General features: G+C 73.7%; 18 protein-coding genes. 7 read left to right on the top strand and 11 right to left on the bottom strand.

Going from position 1 to position 17522, the window contains the following annotated elements:
• The first annotated feature begins 52 nt into the window (after nt 1–52).
• Nucleotides 53–1339: a serine--tRNA ligase gene (gene serS, locus C8054_RS06505; RefSeq protein ID WP_107155808.1), complete on the top strand. Its 1287-nt coding sequence runs from the start codon at nt 53–55 to the stop codon at nt 1337–1339.
• Here serS and C8054_RS06500 read toward each other — a convergent pair.
• Genes C8054_RS06500 through C8054_RS06485 form a run of 4 tightly spaced genes read right to left on the bottom strand, consistent with a single transcriptional unit; the run spans nt 1323 to nt 6118 of the window.
• The gene (locus tag C8054_RS06500; protein ID WP_107155807.1) at nt 1323–2300 is read right to left on the bottom strand and encodes a cytochrome c biogenesis CcdA family protein; all 978 of its coding nucleotides are present in this window, start codon (nt 2298–2300) and stop codon (nt 1323–1325) included. The genes serS and C8054_RS06500 overlap by 17 nt on opposite strands.
• Complete coding sequence (locus tag C8054_RS06495; RefSeq protein ID WP_107155806.1) at nt 2297–2896, bottom strand: redoxin domain-containing protein; 600 nt, start codon at nt 2894–2896, stop codon at nt 2297–2299. The genes C8054_RS06500 and C8054_RS06495 overlap by 4 nt, the downstream gene beginning before the upstream one ends.
• Before the next feature lie 22 nt (nt 2897–2918).
• Nucleotides 2919–4385 (bottom strand): NADH-quinone oxidoreductase subunit NuoF family protein, encoded by a 1467-nt coding sequence (locus C8054_RS06490; RefSeq protein ID WP_107155805.1) that lies wholly within the window; start codon nt 4383–4385, stop codon nt 2919–2921.
• Nucleotides 4382–6118: a ferric reductase-like transmembrane domain-containing protein gene (locus C8054_RS06485; protein WP_107155804.1), complete on the bottom strand. Its 1737-nt coding sequence runs from the start codon at nt 6116–6118 to the stop codon at nt 4382–4384. The genes C8054_RS06490 and C8054_RS06485 overlap by 4 nt, the downstream gene beginning before the upstream one ends.
• A gap of 297 nt (nt 6119–6415) precedes the next feature.
• Between C8054_RS06485 and C8054_RS06480 the strand changes: the two genes are divergently transcribed.
• Nucleotides 6416–7861 (top strand): alpha-amylase family protein, encoded by a 1446-nt coding sequence (locus C8054_RS06480; protein WP_107155803.1) that lies wholly within the window; start codon nt 6416–6418, stop codon nt 7859–7861.
• Between the two features lie 79 nt (nt 7862–7940).
• Nucleotides 7941–8828: a L,D-transpeptidase gene (locus tag C8054_RS06475; protein ID WP_107155802.1), complete on the top strand. Its 888-nt coding sequence runs from the start codon at nt 7941–7943 to the stop codon at nt 8826–8828.
• Between the two features lie 125 nt (nt 8829–8953).
• On the opposite strand, the gene C8054_RS06470 is transcribed toward C8054_RS06475, so the two are convergent.
• Genes C8054_RS06470 through C8054_RS06455 form a run of 4 tightly spaced genes read right to left on the bottom strand, consistent with a single transcriptional unit; the run spans nt 8954 to nt 12462 of the window.
• Nucleotides 8954–9574 (bottom strand): response regulator transcription factor, encoded by a 621-nt coding sequence (locus C8054_RS06470; RefSeq protein ID WP_107155801.1) that lies wholly within the window; start codon nt 9572–9574, stop codon nt 8954–8956.
• Nucleotides 9571–10716 (bottom strand): sensor histidine kinase, encoded by a 1146-nt coding sequence (locus C8054_RS06465; RefSeq protein WP_107155800.1) that lies wholly within the window; start codon nt 10714–10716, stop codon nt 9571–9573. Before C8054_RS06465 ends, C8054_RS06470 begins: the two co-directional genes overlap by 4 nt.
• 29 nt (nt 10717–10745) lie before the next feature.
• Entirely contained in the window at nt 10746–11552 is an 807-nt protein-coding gene (locus C8054_RS06460; protein WP_107155799.1) for an ABC transporter permease, read from the bottom strand.
• A gap of 22 nt (nt 11553–11574) precedes the next feature.
• The gene (locus C8054_RS06455; protein WP_107155798.1) at nt 11575–12462 is read right to left on the bottom strand and encodes an ABC transporter ATP-binding protein; all 888 of its coding nucleotides are present in this window, start codon (nt 12460–12462) and stop codon (nt 11575–11577) included.
• A gap of 174 nt (nt 12463–12636) precedes the next feature.
• On the opposite strand from C8054_RS06455, the gene C8054_RS06450 reads away from it, so the two are divergent.
• Together C8054_RS06450 and C8054_RS06445 are read left to right on the top strand one after the other, a co-directional pair.
• Nucleotides 12637–13497: an alpha/beta hydrolase gene (locus C8054_RS06450; protein WP_107155797.1), complete on the top strand. Its 861-nt coding sequence runs from the start codon at nt 12637–12639 to the stop codon at nt 13495–13497.
• 39 nt (nt 13498–13536) lie between these two features.
• Entirely contained in the window at nt 13537–13950 is a 414-nt protein-coding gene (locus C8054_RS06445) for a VOC family protein (protein WP_107155796.1), read from the top strand.
• On the opposite strand, the gene C8054_RS06440 is transcribed toward C8054_RS06445, so the two are convergent.
• On the bottom strand, nt 13947–14360 hold the full coding sequence (locus C8054_RS06440; protein WP_107155795.1) for a PIN domain-containing protein: 414 nt from the start codon (nt 14358–14360) through the stop codon (nt 13947–13949). The genes C8054_RS06445 and C8054_RS06440 overlap by 4 nt on opposite strands.
• Nucleotides 14357–14641: a hypothetical protein gene (locus C8054_RS06435; RefSeq protein WP_107155794.1), complete on the bottom strand. Its 285-nt coding sequence runs from the start codon at nt 14639–14641 to the stop codon at nt 14357–14359. The genes C8054_RS06440 and C8054_RS06435 overlap by 4 nt, the downstream gene beginning before the upstream one ends.
• A 61-nt stretch (nt 14642–14702) precedes the next feature.
• Between C8054_RS06435 and C8054_RS06430 the strand changes: the two genes are divergently transcribed.
• A complete protein-coding gene (locus tag C8054_RS06430) occupies nt 14703–15842 on the top strand; it encodes a site-2 protease family protein (protein ID WP_107155793.1) in 1140 nt (379 codons plus the stop codon).
• Nucleotides 15843–15860: 18 nt separating this feature from the next.
• Here C8054_RS06430 and C8054_RS06425 read toward each other — a convergent pair whose 3' ends face one another.
• Nucleotides 15861–17087 (bottom strand): FAD-binding protein, encoded by a 1227-nt coding sequence (locus C8054_RS06425; protein WP_107155792.1) that lies wholly within the window; start codon nt 17085–17087, stop codon nt 15861–15863.
• A gap of 67 nt (nt 17088–17154) precedes the next feature.
• Here C8054_RS06425 and C8054_RS06420 point away from each other — a divergent pair, with 67 nt between their 5' ends.
• On the top strand, nt 17155–17520 hold the full coding sequence (locus tag C8054_RS06420; protein WP_107155791.1) for a hypothetical protein: 366 nt from the start codon (nt 17155–17157) through the stop codon (nt 17518–17520).
• The last annotated feature ends 2 nt before the right edge of the window (nt 17521–17522 follow it).

Here is a 17522-nt window from a genome sequence, read left to right as displayed (position 1 = left end):
GGTAGCATCGGTGCGTCCCACCTGACGGCCTGGACGGAGGCGTACGAGCAGCATGCTCGACATGGAGTTGATCCGGAAGGATCGCGAGGCGGTGGCGACCGCGCTGGCGAAGCGTCTGGATCCCGCCGAGGTCACCCGGGCGCTGGACGACATCCAGCGACTCGACCAGGAGCGGCGCGCCCTGATCACGGAGATCGATGCCGAGCGGCAGCGCCGCAAGGCCGAGGCGCGCGCGTACGCGGAGGCGAAGCGCTCCGGCGCCACCCCACAGCCCGCCGCGCCGGAGGCCGAGCGCAAGCAGCTCGCGGAGCTGGAGTCCCAGCTCGACGACGTGCAGTCCCGGCTGCGCTCGGCGATGAGCGAGCTGCCCAACCTGCCCGCCGACGACGTGGTCGCCGGTGGCAAGGAGGCCAACCGGGTGGTGCGGACGTTCGGCGAGGCGCCGGCCATCGAGCGGGTGCGCGACCACGTGGAGCTGAGCCGCGCGCTGGGTCTGGTCGACCACGAGCGGGGCGTGAAGCTGGGCGGCTCCGGCTTCTGGATGTACACCGGCGTGGGCGCCCGGTTGGAGTGGGCGCTGGTCAACTGGCTGATCGAGCGGAACATCGAGGCCGGCTACGAGTTCCTGCTGCCGCCGCACCTGCTGCTGGACACTGCCGGCTTCGCGTCCGGGCAGTTCCCGAAGTTCTACGACGACGTCTACCGCATGGACAAGCAGTCCGCCCCGCGCGGCCAGTTCCTGCTGCCCACCGCGGAGACGGCCATCCTCGGCGCCTACCAGGACGAGATCCTGGAGACGCCGAAGCTGCCGCTGAAGGCGTTCGCCTACACGCCGTGCTACCGGCGCGAGGCGGCCGGCTCGCACTCCGACGAGCGCGGCACGGTGCGCGGCCACCAGTTCAACAAGGTGGAGATCTTCCAGTTCACGCTGCCGGAGCAGGCCGGCGCCGCGCTCCGGGCGATGGTGGGTCACGTCGAGGGGCTGGTCGAGCAGCTCGGCCTGCACTTCCAGACCAGCCTGCTCGCCGCCGGCGACGCCAGCGCCTCGATGAAGAAGACGCTCGACATCGAGGTGTGGATGCCGAGCACCGGGAAGTACAAGGAGGTGTCGTCGGTCTCCTGGGCCGGCGACTACCAGGCCCGCCGCGCGGCCATCCGCTACCGGGAGCCGGGCGGCAAGCAGACCCGCTTCGTGCACACGCTCAACGGCTCGGCGCTGGCCACCAGCCGGCTGTTCCCGGCCATCCTGGAGCAGTGCCAGCAGCCCGACGGCTCGGTGGTGGTCCCCGAGGTGCTGCGCGACAAGCTCGGCACCGACCGCCTCACCCCGACTCGCTGACCGCCTTCCGCGCTGCGGCGTCGCTGCTCGCTGCGGCCACGCCGCTCGCGGGGGCCACGCCGCTCGCTGCGGCCACGCCGCTCGCTGCGGCCACGCTGTTAAGCGGGGCCCCCGCCTCTACCGGAGGCGTTAACAGGGGGCCCCGCCTTACCAGCAACCCCACCGCGAGCAGGGTGAGGGCCAGGGCGGCCAGGGGGGCGGGGCCAGCGCCGTCCAGGGTGCGCACCAGGGTCTGCTGCACGCGGGCGGCGGCTGTCACCACCGGGTCGCCGAACGCGTCGTGGCGGCCCAGGGCCAGCCGCACCTCGTACCAGCCGTACCAGGCGACGTAGCCGCCGGCGACCAGCAGCACCAGGCCGCTCAACCGGGACACCCACGCGCCGGCGCCGCGCAGCCCCGCCACCACCCGCCCGCGCAGCAGCGCCACGGCGAGCGCGGCCACGCCGACCACAAGCGCCATCCCGAGCGCGTACGCGCCGAACAGCGCCAGCCCGCGCAGCGGCGAGCCGGCCCGCAGGCTGGTCACCACGATCGCCAGGAACGGCGCGATCGCGCAGGTCAGTGACGTGAGCGCGTACGCCGCGCCGAACAGCGCCATGGACGGCCAGGTGCGGACGAGCCGGGGCGCGGTGCGCCACGGGCGGGGCGTGGGCAGCCGCCGGCCGGCGAGCAGCCACAGGCCGGCCAGTGCCAGCAGCACGCCGAGCGTCACGGTCAGCCAGGGCAGCCGGGGGCGCAGCCAGTCCGCCGCCGGCGCCACGGCCAGCCCGAACGCGCCGAAGACGGCCGCGTACCCGAGCGTCAGCCCGGCCGTCGCGGTGAGCGCGCGGCCGACCGCGCCGCGCCCGTCGCCGGGGCCGGCCACCAGTACCGACAGGTACGCGGGCAGCATCGCGAAGCCGCACGGGTTGACCGCGCCGAGCATGCCGGCGGTCAACGCGAGCAGCAGCGCGCCGGTCATCCCCGGGCCAGCGTCTCGACCTGCCGGGTCAGCGCCTCGCCGTCGAGGAAGCCCTGGTGGACGACCGTGCCGTCCCGGTCGACGATGACGAACGTGCTCTGCTCGGTCACCTTGAACCGGCGCCACAACGTGCCGGCGCGGTCGTCGAGCTGCGGCGTGCCGGCCAGGTCGAACTCGGCGACGAAATCCGTCATGGCCCGTTGCTGGCCGAGGCCGGCGACGCCGACGATCGGCACGGTGTCCCGGTAGGTCGGGGCGATCTCGGCGACCGTCCACGCCTGGCTGGCGCAGGTGGCGCACCAGGGGGCCCAGAACCACAGCACGACCGGTCGCCCGGCGAGGGCGGCGCCGGAGAACGCCGTACCGTCGAGTGTCTTCGCGGTGAACGCCAGCGTCCGCGGCACCCGGGCCGGCGGCGGCGACGGCGCACCGGTGGACGTGGTCGGGGCGGGCGCGGTCGGTGCGGCGGTGGACCCGGCGGTCGCCGCGCCGGCCGGCGTGGCCCGCTCGGGGCCGACCGCGCAGGCGGCCGGGCCGGCGAGCGTGGCGGCCAGCACGGCGGCGACGCCGAGACGGTGGACGGTACGGGGTGGCATCGGCGCCTCCTGGGTGGGACGGCTACTCGGCCTTGACCAGCCGGAGCGCGAGTTCGGGGCAGACCTTGACCGCCTTGAGCGCGCCCTCCCGCAGCCAGGTCGGCACCGGGGTGGGCGGGAAGGCCGGGTACCCGTTGCCGTCGAGCCGGATGAAGTCCGGCACCACGTGCGCGCAGAGCCCGTGCCCGTCGCAGCGGGACCAGTCCAGGGTGAGTTTCTGCGGGTTGCCGTCGGGCGCGCCGGGCAGGCCCATGGTGCCCTTGACGCGTTTGCCGCAGCCCTCCCCGGTGGCGTGCAGCCGCAGGTCGTCGGCGAACACCTCCATGGCGGACAGCGCGAACCGGGCGGTGCCGTCCGGGTGGCTGCACGCGCCGCGTCCCTTCACGTCGCCGGCCGCGGCCCGGACCAGCTCGATCGGCGCGCTGCCGGAGACCGCGAGGTCGACGGAGCGGGCCAGGTCGGGCAGGCCCATCTTGCACGGGCCGCACTGGCCGGCGGACTCCCCGGCCAGGTAGCGGACCACCTGGGCGGCCTCGCCGAGCGGGCAGGTGTCGGTGCCGAGCGGCACGATGATGCCGGCGCCGAGCGTGCCGCCGACCGCGGCCAGCCCCTTGCGGGAGACCTCGGCCCGCTCCGCCGCCTCGGCGGTGATCCACTTGCCGTGGTAGCCGCCCATCAGGATGCCCGGCCCGGGGGGCACCTCGCACAGGTCGAGGATCTCGCGCAGCGGGGTGCCGGCGGCACACTCCACCACGGCCGGCCGCTTCGCCGACCCGGTGACGGTGAGCAGCACGGTGCCCGGCTCGTCGTCGGTGCCCAGCGCCGCGTACTCGTACGGGCCGATCCGGGCGGCGACCGCGAGCTGGGCGTACGTCTCGGCGTTGGAGAGCAGGGTGGGCAGCCCGTTGACGCCGGAGTCGCTTGACCGTTTCTTGGTGCCGGGTGGGATGTGCGGCAGCCCGTTGATGCCGTTGACGAGCGCGCCGCCCTCGCCGGAGATGAACCGGTGCGGCACGGTCACGATGGTGGTCGGCACCGGCATCCGCCGTTCCTGCAACGCCTCGGTCAGTGAGGGCCGGCCCACGTCGTCGTCGGCCACCCCGATCACGATCTCCTCGGCGTCCAGCGCGAACGCGGCGAGCGCGGCGCCGTCCAGGACGAGGTGCGGGGCCCGGGTGAGCAGCACCTTGTCCTTCCAGCTCGCCGGCTCGCCCTCGGTGGCGTTGACCACCACCACGGCGGCGAGGTCCTGCCGTTCGGCGGACTCCAGCACGGCGCGCATCTTGCGGGCGAACGGGAAGCCCGCCCCGCCCTTGCCCTTGAGGTCGATCGCCTCGGCGAGCCGGAGCAGCGCGGCCGGCTCCATCGGGCCGATCGGGCCGTGCACCTCCTCGTGGGCGAGCAGGTCGAGCCGGCCGAACTCGGCGAACCCGGCGGTGAGCCGGGGCTCCCCGACGCAGGCGACCGGGGGGATGGCCGTCCGCTTCACCGGGCCTCACCCCGCAGCCCGGCCCAGTACGCCCCGTCGACCGCGTCCGCGTCGGCCTTGCGCCGGCGGCTGGGACGGCTGTCCTTGGTGGCCCGCATCGCCCGGCGGGAGGCGAGGTCGACGAGCGTGGGCGTGTCGTCGACGAACGCGTCGTCGTCGGCGGTGTAGCGGGCCGGCGGGCGCCAGTAGTCGGGCTCCTCCGGCACGTCCTCCTCGTCCCGGTAGCGTCGCCCGGTCCCGCTGCGCGGCTCCGCCGAGAGCGGGGTGCCGGAGATCGGGCCGGCCGAGACCGGACCGGCCGAGATCGGCTCGCTCGCCCAGCGGCGCGGGCTGTCCCACGGCTCCTCGGCCTCGTCGGTCGCGCGGGGCGGGGCGGAGTAGCGGGCCACCTCGGCGGGGGTGGCGTACCGGCTGCTGTCCGGCGGGGCGGAGTGTCGGCCCCCGGTGTCCGGCGGCGCGGAGTGCCGGCCGCCGTTCTCCGGCGGCGCGGAGTACTGGGCGGCGACCTCCTCGTCGACCCGGGACCGGCGGCTGACCCGTTCCTCGGTGTCGCGGCGGCGCCGACGGGACCGTTCCCCGTCGCGCCGGCCGGCGACCGGCTCCAGTTCCTCATCCCGGCTGGGACGCACCGGCTCGCGTTCGGAGTCGCGGACCCGGGTGGAGGTGGTCACCCGCTCGGTGTCCCGGCTCCGGGTGGACCGCCGGGCGGCCGGGACCTCCTGCGTGCGGGCGCGCCGCGCCGGCTCGGCCGGCTCCTCGGCGCGCCGCCGGGCGGCGGCGGCGCGGACCGGTTCCCGCAGCGATCCGGGCTCCGGCACCACCGGTACGGCGAACCGCTCCGGGTCCCGTTGCCGGGCGGTGCCGGCGGGCGCGGTCCAGGTGGCGGTGGCCTCGGCCCAGCGTCCGCCCCGACCCCGGCCGGTGGCGGTCTCGTCCTTGTCCGCGGTCTTCTTGCGGGCCAGCGCCGCGAACATGCCGGTACGCTCCTCGCCCTTGCCGGCCATCGCCTTGTTCAGCGCGGCGGCCTGGTGCTGCTCGCGGCTGCGTTTGCCGATGTGGACGGAGAGGCGCACCAGCAGCGCCATCACCACGAGCAGCACGCAGGCGAGGTAGCTGAGCACCACCCAGCTCTTCGCGGCCCGGCCGGCGTTGAGGCCGTGGAACAGCGCGAACGGCCAGGACACGTACGCCATGGAGTGCAGCGCGCGCCAGAACCACTTGGGACCGACGCCGGCGAACCGGACCCGGATCAGCCCGGTCCAGAGCACGCCCACCATGAGCAGCGCGGCGACGGTGCCCAGCCCGACGTAGAGACCGCTGCCGCCGAGGAACGGCACCACCGCGTCGGTCGGCCCGGCCCGGCCGATCGCGATCTTGGTGATGACGTGGAAGACCAGCCCGACCACGCCGAGCACGCCGGTGGCGCGGTGCGCGGACTGGAGCAGCACCCGGTGCCGGATGAGCAGCACCAGCCGGTCGGTGGCGAGCAGCCCCAGCATCACGGTGAGGCTGAGCGAGACCAGGGTGACCACCCCGGCGAAGAACTCGGTGAAGAAGAATCCGTACGCGTACATGGCGCCACCGGCGCCGGCCAGCTCCACACCTGCCCACGCGAGGCCGAGTGCGGAGGCGGTGAGTGCCACCATCGCGGACTTCGACACGGTCCGGACACCACGGCTGCTGGTGGTGGTCCGGACGGTCGTCGCCTTCTCGTTCTGCTGTGCCCGGGCCATCTGCTCCTCGATCGTCTCGCGGCGGCGCCCCCACCGGCCGACCCTGCTCCCACCTCAGGTACGGAGCGACGGCCCGGACGGATCACCTCCGGTGGCGAATTTCTCGACCGGTTCCTCGAACCATCCGGGCCCGACGCGCGTTATAGCGCCCCACACAACGACGGATGCCCATGCGTTGACATTTCTTGCAACATGCTCGTAACCTTGCGGAAAATTTCAGTACCGGCTGCAAGAAGCCGGCACTGAAGCCCTCCCCAGGCTCCACTCCCCCACATCCCCCGTCCCGTAGGAGTCCTGATGCAACGACGTCGACGCCGCGCCGCGGCGCTCGTCCTCGGCCTCGCCGCCGGCCTGCTCGTCCCGACCACGGTGGCGGCACCCCCGGCCGTCGCCGCCACGCCCGGCAGCAAGAAGGTCATCGTCCAGCTCTTCGAGTGGAACTGGACGTCGGTGGCGAGCGAGTGCACCAGCACGCTCGGCCCGAAGGGCTACGGCTACGTCCAGGTGTCCCCGCCGCAGGAGCACGTCAACAGCAGCCCCTGGTGGGTGTCCTACCAGCCGGTCAGCTACCGGATCGAGTCCCGCAAGGGCACCCGCGCCCAGTTCCAGTCCATGGTGAACACCTGCCACAACGCCGGCGTCAAGGTGATCGTCGACGCGGTGGTCAACCACATGTCCGGCCAGGAGAACGGCGGCACCGGTTGGGCCGGCACGTCGTACGGCCACTACAACTACCCGGGCACCTACTCCTCGGCGGACTTCCACTACTGCGGTCGCAACGGCAACAACGACATCGCCAACTACAACGACCGGTACGAGGTGCAGAACTGCGAGCTGGTCAACCTGGCCGACCTCAAGACCGAGTCGGACTACGTGCGCACCCGGCTCGCGACGTACCTCAACGACCTGCTCTCGCTCGGCGTGGACGGGTTCCGGCTGGACGGCAGCAAGCACATGCCGGCCGCCGACATCGCCGCGATCAAGGCCAAGCTGTCCCGGCCGGCGTACCTCGTGCAGGAGGTCATCTACGGCGCGGGTGAGCCGGTCCAGCCGACCGAGTACACCGGCAACGGCGACGTGCACGAGTTCCGGTACGGCAAGGACCTGGCCCGGATGTTCAACAACGAGCGGCTGGCGTACCTGAAGAACTTCGGCGAGTCCTGGGGCTACCTGCCGGGCGGCTCGGCGGTGGTCTTCACCGACAACCACGACACCCAGCGCGACGGCGGCGTGCTCACCTACCGCGACCGCGGCGAGTACGCGCTGGCCAACGCGTTCATGCTGGCCTGGCCGTACGGCACCCCGGCGGTGATGTCGAGCTTCACGTTCAGCAACAAGGACCAGGCCCCGCCCTCGGACGGCAGCAACAAGATCACCAACACCACCTGCTACTCGGGCTGGGAGTGCGAGCACCGCTGGGCGGCCATCGCCAACATGGTCGGCTTCCGCAACGCCACCGAGGGCGCCGCGGTCGCCAACTGGTACGACAACGGCTACCAGCACATCGCGTTCAGCCGGGCCGGCAAGGGCTACCTGACGATCAACGACGAGGACTCCGCGGTGAGCGGGCGGTCCTACTACACCGGGCTGCCGGCCGGCCGCTACTGCGACGTCATCCACGGCACGTTCAGCAACGGGTCGTGCAGCGGTCCGGTGATCACGGTGGACTCGTCGGGTTGGTTCGCCGCGACCGTCAACGCGCACGACGCCATCGCCATCCACGTCGGAGCGAAGGTGAGCTGACCTCGCCCGTACCGCCGAGTGAAGCCCCCGTGCCGGCAGTTTCCGGCGCGGGGGCTTCGTCTCGGTTAGAGTCGCTTTCGTGCACTATGACCATGTCACCGGGCGGCGGATCCCCGGCTGGTTGTTCGCCGCGCTCGGCGTACCGCTGCTGTTGGCCACCGCGCTGCTGGTCGGTCACGCGCTCACCGGCACGCCGGCGCCCACACCGGTCGGCGCCGGACCGGCCCCGACCGGGCCGGCGTCACCGCGGCCGTCGCCTGTGGAGTCCGTGCCGCCCGCCGCGCCCGCGCCCGCCGACCTGCCGGTGGTCACCTACGACCCGGCGCCGCGCGGCTTCCCCGCCGACCCGACGCCGGCCGACACCCGGCAGCTCCGCGAGGGCGCGCGGCCGGACCGGAAGATCCCCGCGTACGACGCGCCCGGCGGCCGTCCCCGGGCCTTCCTCGCGCCGACGATCAACGACGTCCCGCTGACCGTGCCGATCGTCGAGCGCCGCGCCGGGTGGACCGCGGTGCTGCTCCCCTCCGCGAACCGCACCGTCGCCTGGCTGCCGGAAGGCGGCTGGACCACGGTCGCGCTGCGCGACCAGATCGTGGTGGAACGCCGCACGCACCGGCTCACCTGGCTGCGGGACGGGCGCGCGGTGCACACCTGGCCGGTCAGCCTCGGCATGCCCGGACAGCTCACCCCGCTCGGGCGCACGTTCATCCTGGGCCGCACCCCGCCGCCGCAGGACGTCTACGGCGGCGTCGACATCTTCGCGCTCGGCGCGATCCCCGACGACCCGGACGCGGTGCCGACCGGCCTGCGCGGCGCGCACATCGGGCTGCACACCTGGTACAACGACGACACGCTCGGCAAGAACGTCACCAACGGCTGCATCCGGCTGACCCGCGCCGCCCAACGCCAACTCCTCGCCGAGCTGTCCCCCGGCACCGGCTTCGTGGTCGTCGACCGTCTCCCCTGACCGCCCCGCCGCCCGCTTGCCCGCTCGCCCGCTCGCCCGCTTGTTAGGCGGGGGCCCCGCTTAACACGTGGGTGTTAAGCGGGGCCCCCGCCTCTACCGAATGCGTTAAGCGGGGCCCCCGCCTTTCACCCCAGCAGCCAGCCGTTGGCTTCGGCCAGGCGTACCGCGTCGGCGCGGTTGCGGGCGCCGGTCTTGCCGATGGCCGACGAGAGATGGTTGCGGACGGTGCCCTCGGACAGGTGCAGCGTCGCCGCCAGCTCGGCCACCGTGCCGCCGCCCCGGGCCGTCCGCAGCACCTCGGTCTCCCGCTCGGTGAGCGGGCTCGCGCCGGTGGCCAGCGTCTCGGCGGCCAGCGTCGGGTCGACCACCCGCAGGCCGGCGTGCACCCGGCGGACCGCGTCGGCGAGCTGGCGGGCCGGGGTGTCCTTGACCACGAAGCCGTTCGCGCCCGCCTCCATCGCCCGACGCAGGTAGCCGGGCCGACCGAACGTGGTCACCACCAGCACCCGGCACCCGGGCAGCGCCGCCCGCAGCGCCGCCGCGGCGGCCACCCCGTCCAGGCCGGGCATCTCCACGTCGAGCAGCGCCACGTCCGGGTGGGTACGCAGCGCCTCCGGCACCACCTCGTCACCGCGGCTCACCTCCGCCACCACGGTCAGGTCCGGTTCCAGCGACAGCAGCGCGGCCAACGCACCCCGGACCAGCGCCTGGTCGTCGGCGAGCAGCAGCCTGATCGGCGTGGTCATCCGGGTGTCCTTCCGTCGGGGCCCGGCACCGTGACCCGGAGCAGGAAACCGCGCCCGCCGGCCGCCCGCGCCACCGTCACGGTGGCGTCCAACCGGGCCGCCCGTTCCCGCAGCCCGACCAGCCCGTGCCCGGCGCCCGCCGACTCGCCGGCCGGTCCCCGGCCGTCGTCGCGGACCTCCACCCCCGCCGGGTCCACCCGGATCACGCAGCGCCGCGCGCCGCTGTGTCGCACCACGTTCGTCACCCCTTCGCGGACCGCCCAGCCGAACAGTTCGTCCCGGTCCGCCGGCAGCTCCGGCACCGACTTCGGCAGCTCCGCGACGATGCCCGCGGCGGCCAGCGCCGACCGGGCGCCGGCCACCTCGGACGCCAGATCCACCCCGCGGTACGCCCCGACGGTGCCCCGCACGTCGGCCAGCGCCTCCCGGGCCAGCCGCTCCACGTCGGCGATCTCGACGGCCGCCCGCGCCGGGTCCAGCTCCAGCAGCCGGCCGGCAAGCTCGGCCTTCACCGCCACCACGGTCAGCGAGTGCCCGAGGATGTCGTGCAGGTCCCGGGCGGTGCGGGCGCGCTCCTCGGCCACCGCGAGCCGGCGGATCTCGGCCTGCGCGGCCTGGAGTTCGCCGTTGCGCTGGGCCAGCCGGCTCACCCCGAACATGGCGAACGAGGCGAGCAGCACCGCGAAGACGACAGTGCTCTCCGACTCCCAGCCGGGCACCAGGCGCGACGTAACCGGCGGGGTCGCCGCGGCCAGCACCACCACGACCAGCGCCTCCACCGACGGCAGCAGGAACACCGCGGCGGCGGCCACGAAGACCAGTGTGGTCAGCCAGTCGCCGCCGGTGCCCGGGATGCCGGCCAGGCCGATCGCGAGCAGCACCGCGATCAGCAGCCGGGCCCGGTCGGCCGGGATCGGGCGGTGCTGCTGCCGGCGGGCCCGACCCCACTCGAAGATCAGCACGTACGCCACGGCGAACACGATCACCGAGGCGAGCCCGAGCAGCCGCCGCCACAGCTCCGGCTGGTGCAGGGCGGTGACGAACGGGATGTTGAGGAAGAACAGCCAGACCGCCGCCAGCAGCCAGCCGGTGAACCGCCAGTGGCGGTTCACCGGCCGGGCCGGGGCGGTCGGCAACGTCACGCCCACCACGCTAGTGCCCGCCGCCCCGGTCAGACCCGGGTGGTGTCGCGGCGGAACAGGCGGGCCGCGCCGAGACCGAAGAACGCGGTCCAGGCGGCCACGTTGCCGACCGCCGCCCAGTCCACCCCGGTGCCGGTCAGCGGCGCGCGAGCGAGCTGACCGACCCCGTACACCGGGGTGAACTTGGCGATCTGCCGCATCACGTCGGGCAGCAGATCGAGCGGAACGAACAGGCCGCCCAGCATGGCCAGGATGGCCAGCGCCGGGCCCATGAACTGCATGACGTTCTCGGCCGGGGCGAGGTAGCCGACGAACAGACCGAACGCGGCGAAGACCAGCGAGCCGATCCACGCGGTCAGGCCGGACTCCAGCCACACGTGGACCGGCAACCGCACCCCGGAGGCGGCGCCGACGCCGAACTCGACGAGCACGCCGAGCAGCCCGAGCACCATCGCGGTGGCCACCTTCGTCGCCACGTACGCGGCCGGGCGCAGCGGGGTCAGCCGCAACTGCCGGCTCCAGCCCAGCGCACGCTCGGTGGCGACGGCCGCGCCGGCGCTGGTGGTGGCCACCATGGCCGCGTACACGGCCAGGCTGATCATGATCCAGCCGGTGACCGGCAGGCCGTTGTCGAGCGTGTCGCCGCGCGACGGCAGTCCGAACAGGAGGAAGAAGACCGCCGGCATGACCAGGATGAACATCAGCGTGCGACGGTTGCGCAGCACCCGGCGGATCTCGATGGCGAGCACAGCGGCGGAGAAGCCACCGAGGGCGGGCGGCCGGCGGTCGGCCCGGCGCGTGCCGGTGGTGGTGTCGGGTGAGGTGGTGGCGGTCATGCGAGGCTCCCGGGTAGGTCGGTCAGGCGGCGGTCAGGGCGAGGAACGCGTCCTCGAGGTTGCGTGAGGTGATCTCCAGGTCCCGGGCGTCGGTGCGGGTCAGCAGGTGCCGGGCGACGACGTCGGAGTCCTCGCTGTGCACGAGGATCGCGTCGCCGCGTACCTCGACGGAGCGGACGCCGGGCAGCGCGGCGAGCGCGGCCTGGTCGGCGCCGGGCAACGTGGCCCGCACCACCCGGCCGGCGGCCAGGTTCTTGATCTCGGCGGTGGTGCCGTCGGCGACCACCCGGCCGGCCCGGACCAGCACGATCCGGTCCGCGTACGCGTCGGCCTCGTCCAGGTAGTGGGTGGCGAACAGGACGGTCCGGCCGGAGCGGGCGTCGGCCCGGATCGCCTGCCAGAAGTCGCGCCGGCCCTCGACGTCCATGCCGGTGGTCGGCTCGTCCAGCACCATCAGGTCCGGGTCGGGCAGCAACGCCAGGGCGAACCGCAGCCGCTGCTGCTGGCCGCCGGAGCACTTGCCCACCGGCCGGTCGGCGATCTCGGCGATGCCGGCGCGCTCCAGCACCTCGGCCACCGGCCGGGTGTGGCCGTAGAAGTGCGCGGTCATCCGTACCGTCTCGGCGACGGTGAGGTCCTTGAGCAGCCCGCCGGTCTGCATCACGGCGGCGACCCGGCCGTGCCGGACGGCGTCGATCGGGCTGCCGCCGAAGAGCCGGACCGTGCCGGCGTCCGGTCGGGCCAGCCCGAGCAGCATGTCCACGGTGGTGGTCTTGCCGGCGCCGTTGGGGCCGAGGAAGGCCACCACCTCACCGGCTGTGATCCGCAGGCTGAGCCCGTCCACGGCGGTCACCGGGCCGTAGGTCTTGGTGAGTCCGGCCAGTTCCACGGCCGGTGCGGTGTCGGTCATACCCATGATGCTCCGACCCGCGACGCCCCGGCCCCCGGAGCGCCCGTCACCTCTCGCCCGTGACATTTGTCAGGTGTAAGCAGGGGCCCCCTGTTAACGCCTCCGGTATAGAAGGGGCCCCCTCTTGACGAGCCGCGTCGGGAGTGAGGGGCGCCGGGCCGGGTAACCCGCGGCATGGGCGTACCGACCGGACGCGTCGACACGATCGTGCTCATCCACGGGCTTTGGATGACGTCGCGAAGTTGGGAGCGCTGGGCCGACCGCTACACGGCGCGCGGCTTCCGGGTGCTCACGCCGGCCTGGCCCGGCATGGACCGCGAGGTCGAAGACCTGCGGGCCGACCCCACGCCGATCGCCGGCCAGCGGATCGCCACCATCGTCGACCACTACGCGACGATCATCCGGGAGCTGCCCCGACCGCCGATCGTCATGGGGCACTCGTTCGGCGGTCTGATCGCCCAACTGCTGCTGGACCGTCGGCTCGGCGCCGCCGTCGTCGGCGTACACCCCGCGCCGGTCAAGGGCGTGCTCAAGCTGCCGCTGAGCACGTTGCGCTCCGGGTTCTCCATCCTGCACAACCCGGCCAACCGGCACCGCGCGGTCCCGTTCACCGCCGAGGACTTCCGGTACGCCTTCGGCAACACGCTCACCCGGGCGGAGTCCGACGCGGCCTGGCAGCGGTACGCCGTACCCGGCGCCGGGCACGTGCTGTTCGAGGGCTCGTTCGCCAACCTGGACCCGGACTCGGCCACCGAGATCGACAAGAAGCGCAGCGACCGGGCACCGCTGCTGATCACCGCCGGTGGCGAGGACCACGTGATCCCGCCGTCGCTGGCCAGCAGTCTCGCCAACCTCTACCGCGCTTCCACCGCGATCACGGGCTACCGGGAGTTCCCGGGCAGGTCGCACTTCGTCGGCGGCGAACCGGGCTGGGAGGCGGAGGCCGACCACGCGCTGGAGTGGGCGGTCGAGGCGGCCAACGAGTTCTCCCCGACCGTGGTGAGTGAGGCACCCCGGCGCAACCGGGCCGGGTAGCGGTCACCGGGTGACCGCCACCCGGGGCAAGCTCACGCCATGAGTCTTGATCGCTCCGGGTCCAGAATCGACCACCTCAACGTCGCCGTGCCCGACCTCGCCGCCGCGGTGGCCTTCTACGAGCCCGTGCTGGCCAGCATCGGGATCAGCAAGATGCTCCAGATCCCGCCGAACGCGACCCCGAACCAGCCGACCGCCATGACCGGCTTCGGGCTGGCCGGGGTGAAGCCGTACTTCTGGCTCATCGACGGCGGCACGGTCGGCACGAACATGCACCTGGCCTTCACCGTCGACACCCGCGAGGACGTCGCCAGCTTCCACCGCGCCGCGCTCGACGCCGGCGCCACGTCACTGCTGACGCCCGCCGTGCATCCCGAGTACCACGACGACTACTACGGCGCCTTCGTGCGGGACCCGCACGGCATCAACCTGGAGGCGGTCTGCCACCGCTAGGACTCCCAGGAGTCGGAAATGTCGAGGAGTTCCAGGTCGGGTGGGGCCACCGCAGCCACCGTCGAGGCGTCCCGAGTCACCAGGTAACAGCGGTAGAGGACGGCGGTGGCGACGGCGTGGGCCACGTCGAGGGGCACCTTGCAGCTCGCCGCGATCCGGGCCACCCGCCGACTGGTCGGGCCGTCGTAGACCGCGACCTGGATGTCCCGGTCGGTGTCCAGAAGCAGATCGAGCAGGTCGGTCGCCGGCGTCCCGGCGAGCTGGAGCTGCGCCTGGCCCAGGCACAGCGCGGGGATCCACACGTCCTGCGTCGGGTCCTCCTGCGCGAGGGTCAACAGCGCCCCGGGCTCGACGCTGTCCCCGGAGGCGTAGGCGAGCAGGGCGGAGGTGTCCAGGACGAGCCCGTTCACGCCGCCGCACTTCCCTCGTCGTCGCCGAACTGGCGGAGCCACCGCATGTTCCGGTCGTGCTGCTCATCGGTGATGGGCGGTAGTTCCGCCAGCCGGCGGCGGGCGCGCTCGACGTCCGCGTCGGTCACCACGTAGCCGTGCTCGGCCCACCGGGCCCGCAGCCCGTCGGCACGCATCTTCCGCCGCAGCACGTCCGCGATGAACCCGGACGTCGTGCCCTGCGAACGCTCGACGTACTCGGCGACGTCGTCGGGCAGGCTGATCGTGATACGGCGCGTCATACTCTCAGCATAGTCGGCGCATACTCCGTTACCGGAGCGGCGCGCTGGGTAAGACGGAGCGATGAGGGCGAGTTTCCGGCTCGGCCGGGTCGCGGGCGTACCCGTCGGCGTCAACTGGAGTGTCCTGGTCATCTTCGTGCTGATCGCCTGGACGCTGTCGGCCAGCCTGTTCCCGCGCTCGTACCCCGGCCACTCCACGATCGCCTACGTCGCGGCCGGCCTGGCCGCCGCGGTGGTCTTCTTCCTCGGCCTGCTCGCCCACGAGGTGTCGCACGCGGTGGTGGCCAAGCGCAACGGCATCGAGGTCGAGGGCATCACGCTCTGGCTCTTCGGCGGCGTCGCCGAGCTGAAGGGCGAGGCGAGGGATCCCGGCGCCGAGCTGCGGATCGCCGGCGTCGGGCCGCTGGTCAGCCTGATCATCGGCGTGGTGTTCGGCGCGATCGCGGTAGCCGTCGCGGTGGCCGGCGGGCACGGTCTGCTGCTCGGCGCGCTTTCCTGGCTGGCCGGCATCAACGTGCTGCTGGCGCTCTTCAACGTGCTGCCGGCCGCGCCGCTGGACGGCGGCCGGTTGCTGCGGGCGGCGGTGTGGAAGGCCACCGGCGACCGGACCCGCGCCTCGGTGGTGGCCGCCGGCGCCGGCCGGGTGCTGGGCATCGTGCTGATCGGGCTCGGGCTGTGGCGGTTCCTCAGCGGCGCCGGTTTCGGTGGGCTCTGGCTGGCGCTGATCGGTTGGTTCCTGATCGGCGCGGCCGGGCAGGAGGAGCGGCAGGCGCGGGTCGGCGACGCGCTGCGCGGCGTCCGGGTCGGCGACGTCATGACGCCGCAGCCGCAGACCGCGTCCGGTGACCTGACAGTGGCCGACTTCGTCGACCACTACCTGTTCGCGTACCGGCACTCGGCGCTGCCGCTGACCGCCGACGGCCGACCGGTCGGTCTGGTCACCCTCGACCGGGTACGCGGCACCGCGCCGGACCGCCGCGCGTCCACCACGCTGGCCGAGGTGTCCTGCCGGGCCGACGAGCTGGTGCTCGCCCGCCCGGAGGAGCAGCTCACCGACCTGCTCCCCCGGCTCAACGAGTGCACCGACGGCCGGGCGCTGGTGGTGATCGACGACCAGTTGGTCGGGATCGTCTCGCCCAGCGACATCAGCCGCGCGGTGCAGCGCGGCAGCCTGCGTCAGCAGACGTCCACCGGTCGCTGACCGCCGCGCCGTGGGCCGTCAGTCGCGGGGGAAGTAGCGGTCCAGCTCCGCGGTGCGGAACTTCCCGGCCGGGTCGAACTCGCGCAGCAGCGCGACGAAGTCGGCGTGCCGGGGGTACGCGGCGGCCGGGTCCCGGTCGAACAGCTTGCCCCAGTGCGGGCGCGGCGCGAACGGGGCGAGCCGCTGCTCCACCTCGGCCAGCACCGGCGCGACCGCCGCCGGGTCGCCGATCCAGGTGAAGTGCAGCGCCAGCGTGTCCCGGCGGAAGTTCGGGCTCAGCCACAGTTCGTCGGCGGCCACCGTACGCAGCTCGCAGATCTGGAGCACGGCGGCGATCCGCTCGGCGACCGGGTCGAGCGCGGCGAGCGCCGCCGCCGCGTCGGCGCGGGCCACGTGCCACTCGGACTGCAACTCGTCGCCGCTGCTCGGGGTGAAGCCGAGCCGGAAGTGCGGCAGCCGCTCGTGCCACGGGCCGGGCTCGCCGAACTGGGCGGTGCAGTGCTCGGGTGACATGCCGGGCACCGGGTGCTGCGGCGTCTCGGCCGCCGCCGTGTCCAGCCAGTCGGCCGGCGGCGGCGCCTGGTCGGCGAGCTGCTTGATCCACACCTGGTCGAAGCGCGCCGACCGCCAGCCGGTGAACACGCTGACGCTGTACGCGGCGTCCAGCGCCTCGTCGAGCGCGGCGCGGGGCAGGCCGAGCCGGACGTACTGCCGCACCGTGAACGTTCCGACCACGTCGAGCGTGAGCCGGGTGACCACGCCCAGCGCGCCGAGGTTGACCACCAGGCCGGCGAACCGGCTGTCGGTCCGGTCGACGGTGAGCAGGTCGCCGTCGGCGGTGACCAGTTCGACCGCGGCGACGGCGGCGGCCAGGTTGCGGTTGGCGACACCGGAGCCGTGGGTGGCGGTGGCGACCGAGCCGGCCACCGAGATGTGCGGCAGCGAGGCGAGGTTCGCCAGCGCGTACCCCTGGGCGTGCAGTGTGGTGGCCAGGTCGCCGTGGCGCAGGCCGGCGGCGACCGTGACGGTGCCGCGGTCAGGGTCGAGCGCGACGGTGGGCGGCAACCCGTCCAGCGCGACCTGGACGCCCGTGGTGTCGCCCAGCCGGTTGAACGAGTGGCCGGTGCCGACGGCCCGGACCCGGTCCGCCCCGGCGACCAGCCGGCGCAGTTCGTCGAGGGAGGTCGGCCGGTGCCGGGTCCGGGCCGACCAACGGACGTTGCCGGCCCAGTTGGTGTCGGTCATGCGCTGCATCATCCGCCATCCGGCGCGGGCAGGGTTGCTTCGGGGTCGCAGCGGGAATCCTGGACGGATGAGCAGCTACCGCGACCCGAGCCTCCGCGGCGACGTGTACCCGTCGGAGGAGGAGATCGACCCGACCGGCGTCGGCCCCGACCCGACCGAGGCCGGTCCGGACCTGACCGCGCCGGTGCCGACGCCGGAACCCGAGCCGGACCCGGTGCCCCACCCGGGGCCACCGCCACGCGAGGGGCCGGGCCGGTCGATCATGACCCGGCATCTGGACGGCTCCGTCGAGGTGGCCATCGACCTGGACGGCGACGGCGTGGCCGACGTGGTGCAGGTCGACCTGGACGGCGACGGCGTCCCGGACCTGACGTACCTGGACAGCGACCGCGACGGCCGGCTCGACACGATCCGGCGGGCGCCGGCGGGCTGACG

Source organism: Micromonospora sp. RP3T (assembly GCF_003027925.1).
Taxonomy (GTDB): domain Bacteria; phylum Actinomycetota; class Actinomycetes; order Mycobacteriales; family Micromonosporaceae; genus Micromonospora.
Note: the sequence above shows the minus strand (reverse complement) of the source record. Positions and strands in the feature narration are given on the sequence as shown.

Excerpts from the sequence above, each read along its gene's own strand:
- serS (WP_107155808.1), top strand. The coding sequence starts at position 53 with ATGCTCGACATGGAGTTGATCCGGAAGGATCGCGAGGCGGTGGCGACC.
- C8054_RS06500 (WP_107155807.1), bottom strand. The coding sequence starts at position 2,300 with ATGACCGGCGCGCTGCTGCTCGCGTTGACCGCCGGCATGCTCGGCGCG.
- C8054_RS06495 (WP_107155806.1), bottom strand. The coding sequence starts at position 2,896 with ATGCCACCCCGTACCGTCCACCGTCTCGGCGTCGCCGCCGTGCTGGCC.
- C8054_RS06485 (WP_107155804.1), bottom strand. The coding sequence starts at position 6,118 with ATGGCCCGGGCACAGCAGAACGAGAAGGCGACGACCGTCCGGACCACC.
- C8054_RS06480 (WP_107155803.1), top strand. The coding sequence starts at position 6,416 with ATGCAACGACGTCGACGCCGCGCCGCGGCGCTCGTCCTCGGCCTCGCC.
- C8054_RS06470 (WP_107155801.1), bottom strand. The coding sequence starts at position 9,574 with ATGACCACGCCGATCAGGCTGCTGCTCGCCGACGACCAGGCGCTGGTC.
- C8054_RS06460 (WP_107155799.1), bottom strand. The coding sequence starts at position 11,552 with ATGACCGCCACCACCTCACCCGACACCACCACCGGCACGCGCCGGGCC.
- C8054_RS06455 (WP_107155798.1), bottom strand. The coding sequence starts at position 12,462 with ATGACCGACACCGCACCGGCCGTGGAACTGGCCGGACTCACCAAGACC.
- C8054_RS06450 (WP_107155797.1), top strand. The coding sequence starts at position 12,637 with ATGGGCGTACCGACCGGACGCGTCGACACGATCGTGCTCATCCACGGG.
- C8054_RS06445 (WP_107155796.1), top strand. The coding sequence starts at position 13,537 with ATGAGTCTTGATCGCTCCGGGTCCAGAATCGACCACCTCAACGTCGCC.
- C8054_RS06435 (WP_107155794.1), bottom strand. The coding sequence starts at position 14,641 with ATGACGCGCCGTATCACGATCAGCCTGCCCGACGACGTCGCCGAGTAC.
- C8054_RS06430 (WP_107155793.1), top strand. The coding sequence starts at position 14,703 with ATGAGGGCGAGTTTCCGGCTCGGCCGGGTCGCGGGCGTACCCGTCGGC.
- C8054_RS06425 (WP_107155792.1), bottom strand. The coding sequence starts at position 17,087 with ATGACCGACACCAACTGGGCCGGCAACGTCCGTTGGTCGGCCCGGACC.
- C8054_RS06420 (WP_107155791.1), top strand. The coding sequence starts at position 17,155 with ATGAGCAGCTACCGCGACCCGAGCCTCCGCGGCGACGTGTACCCGTCG.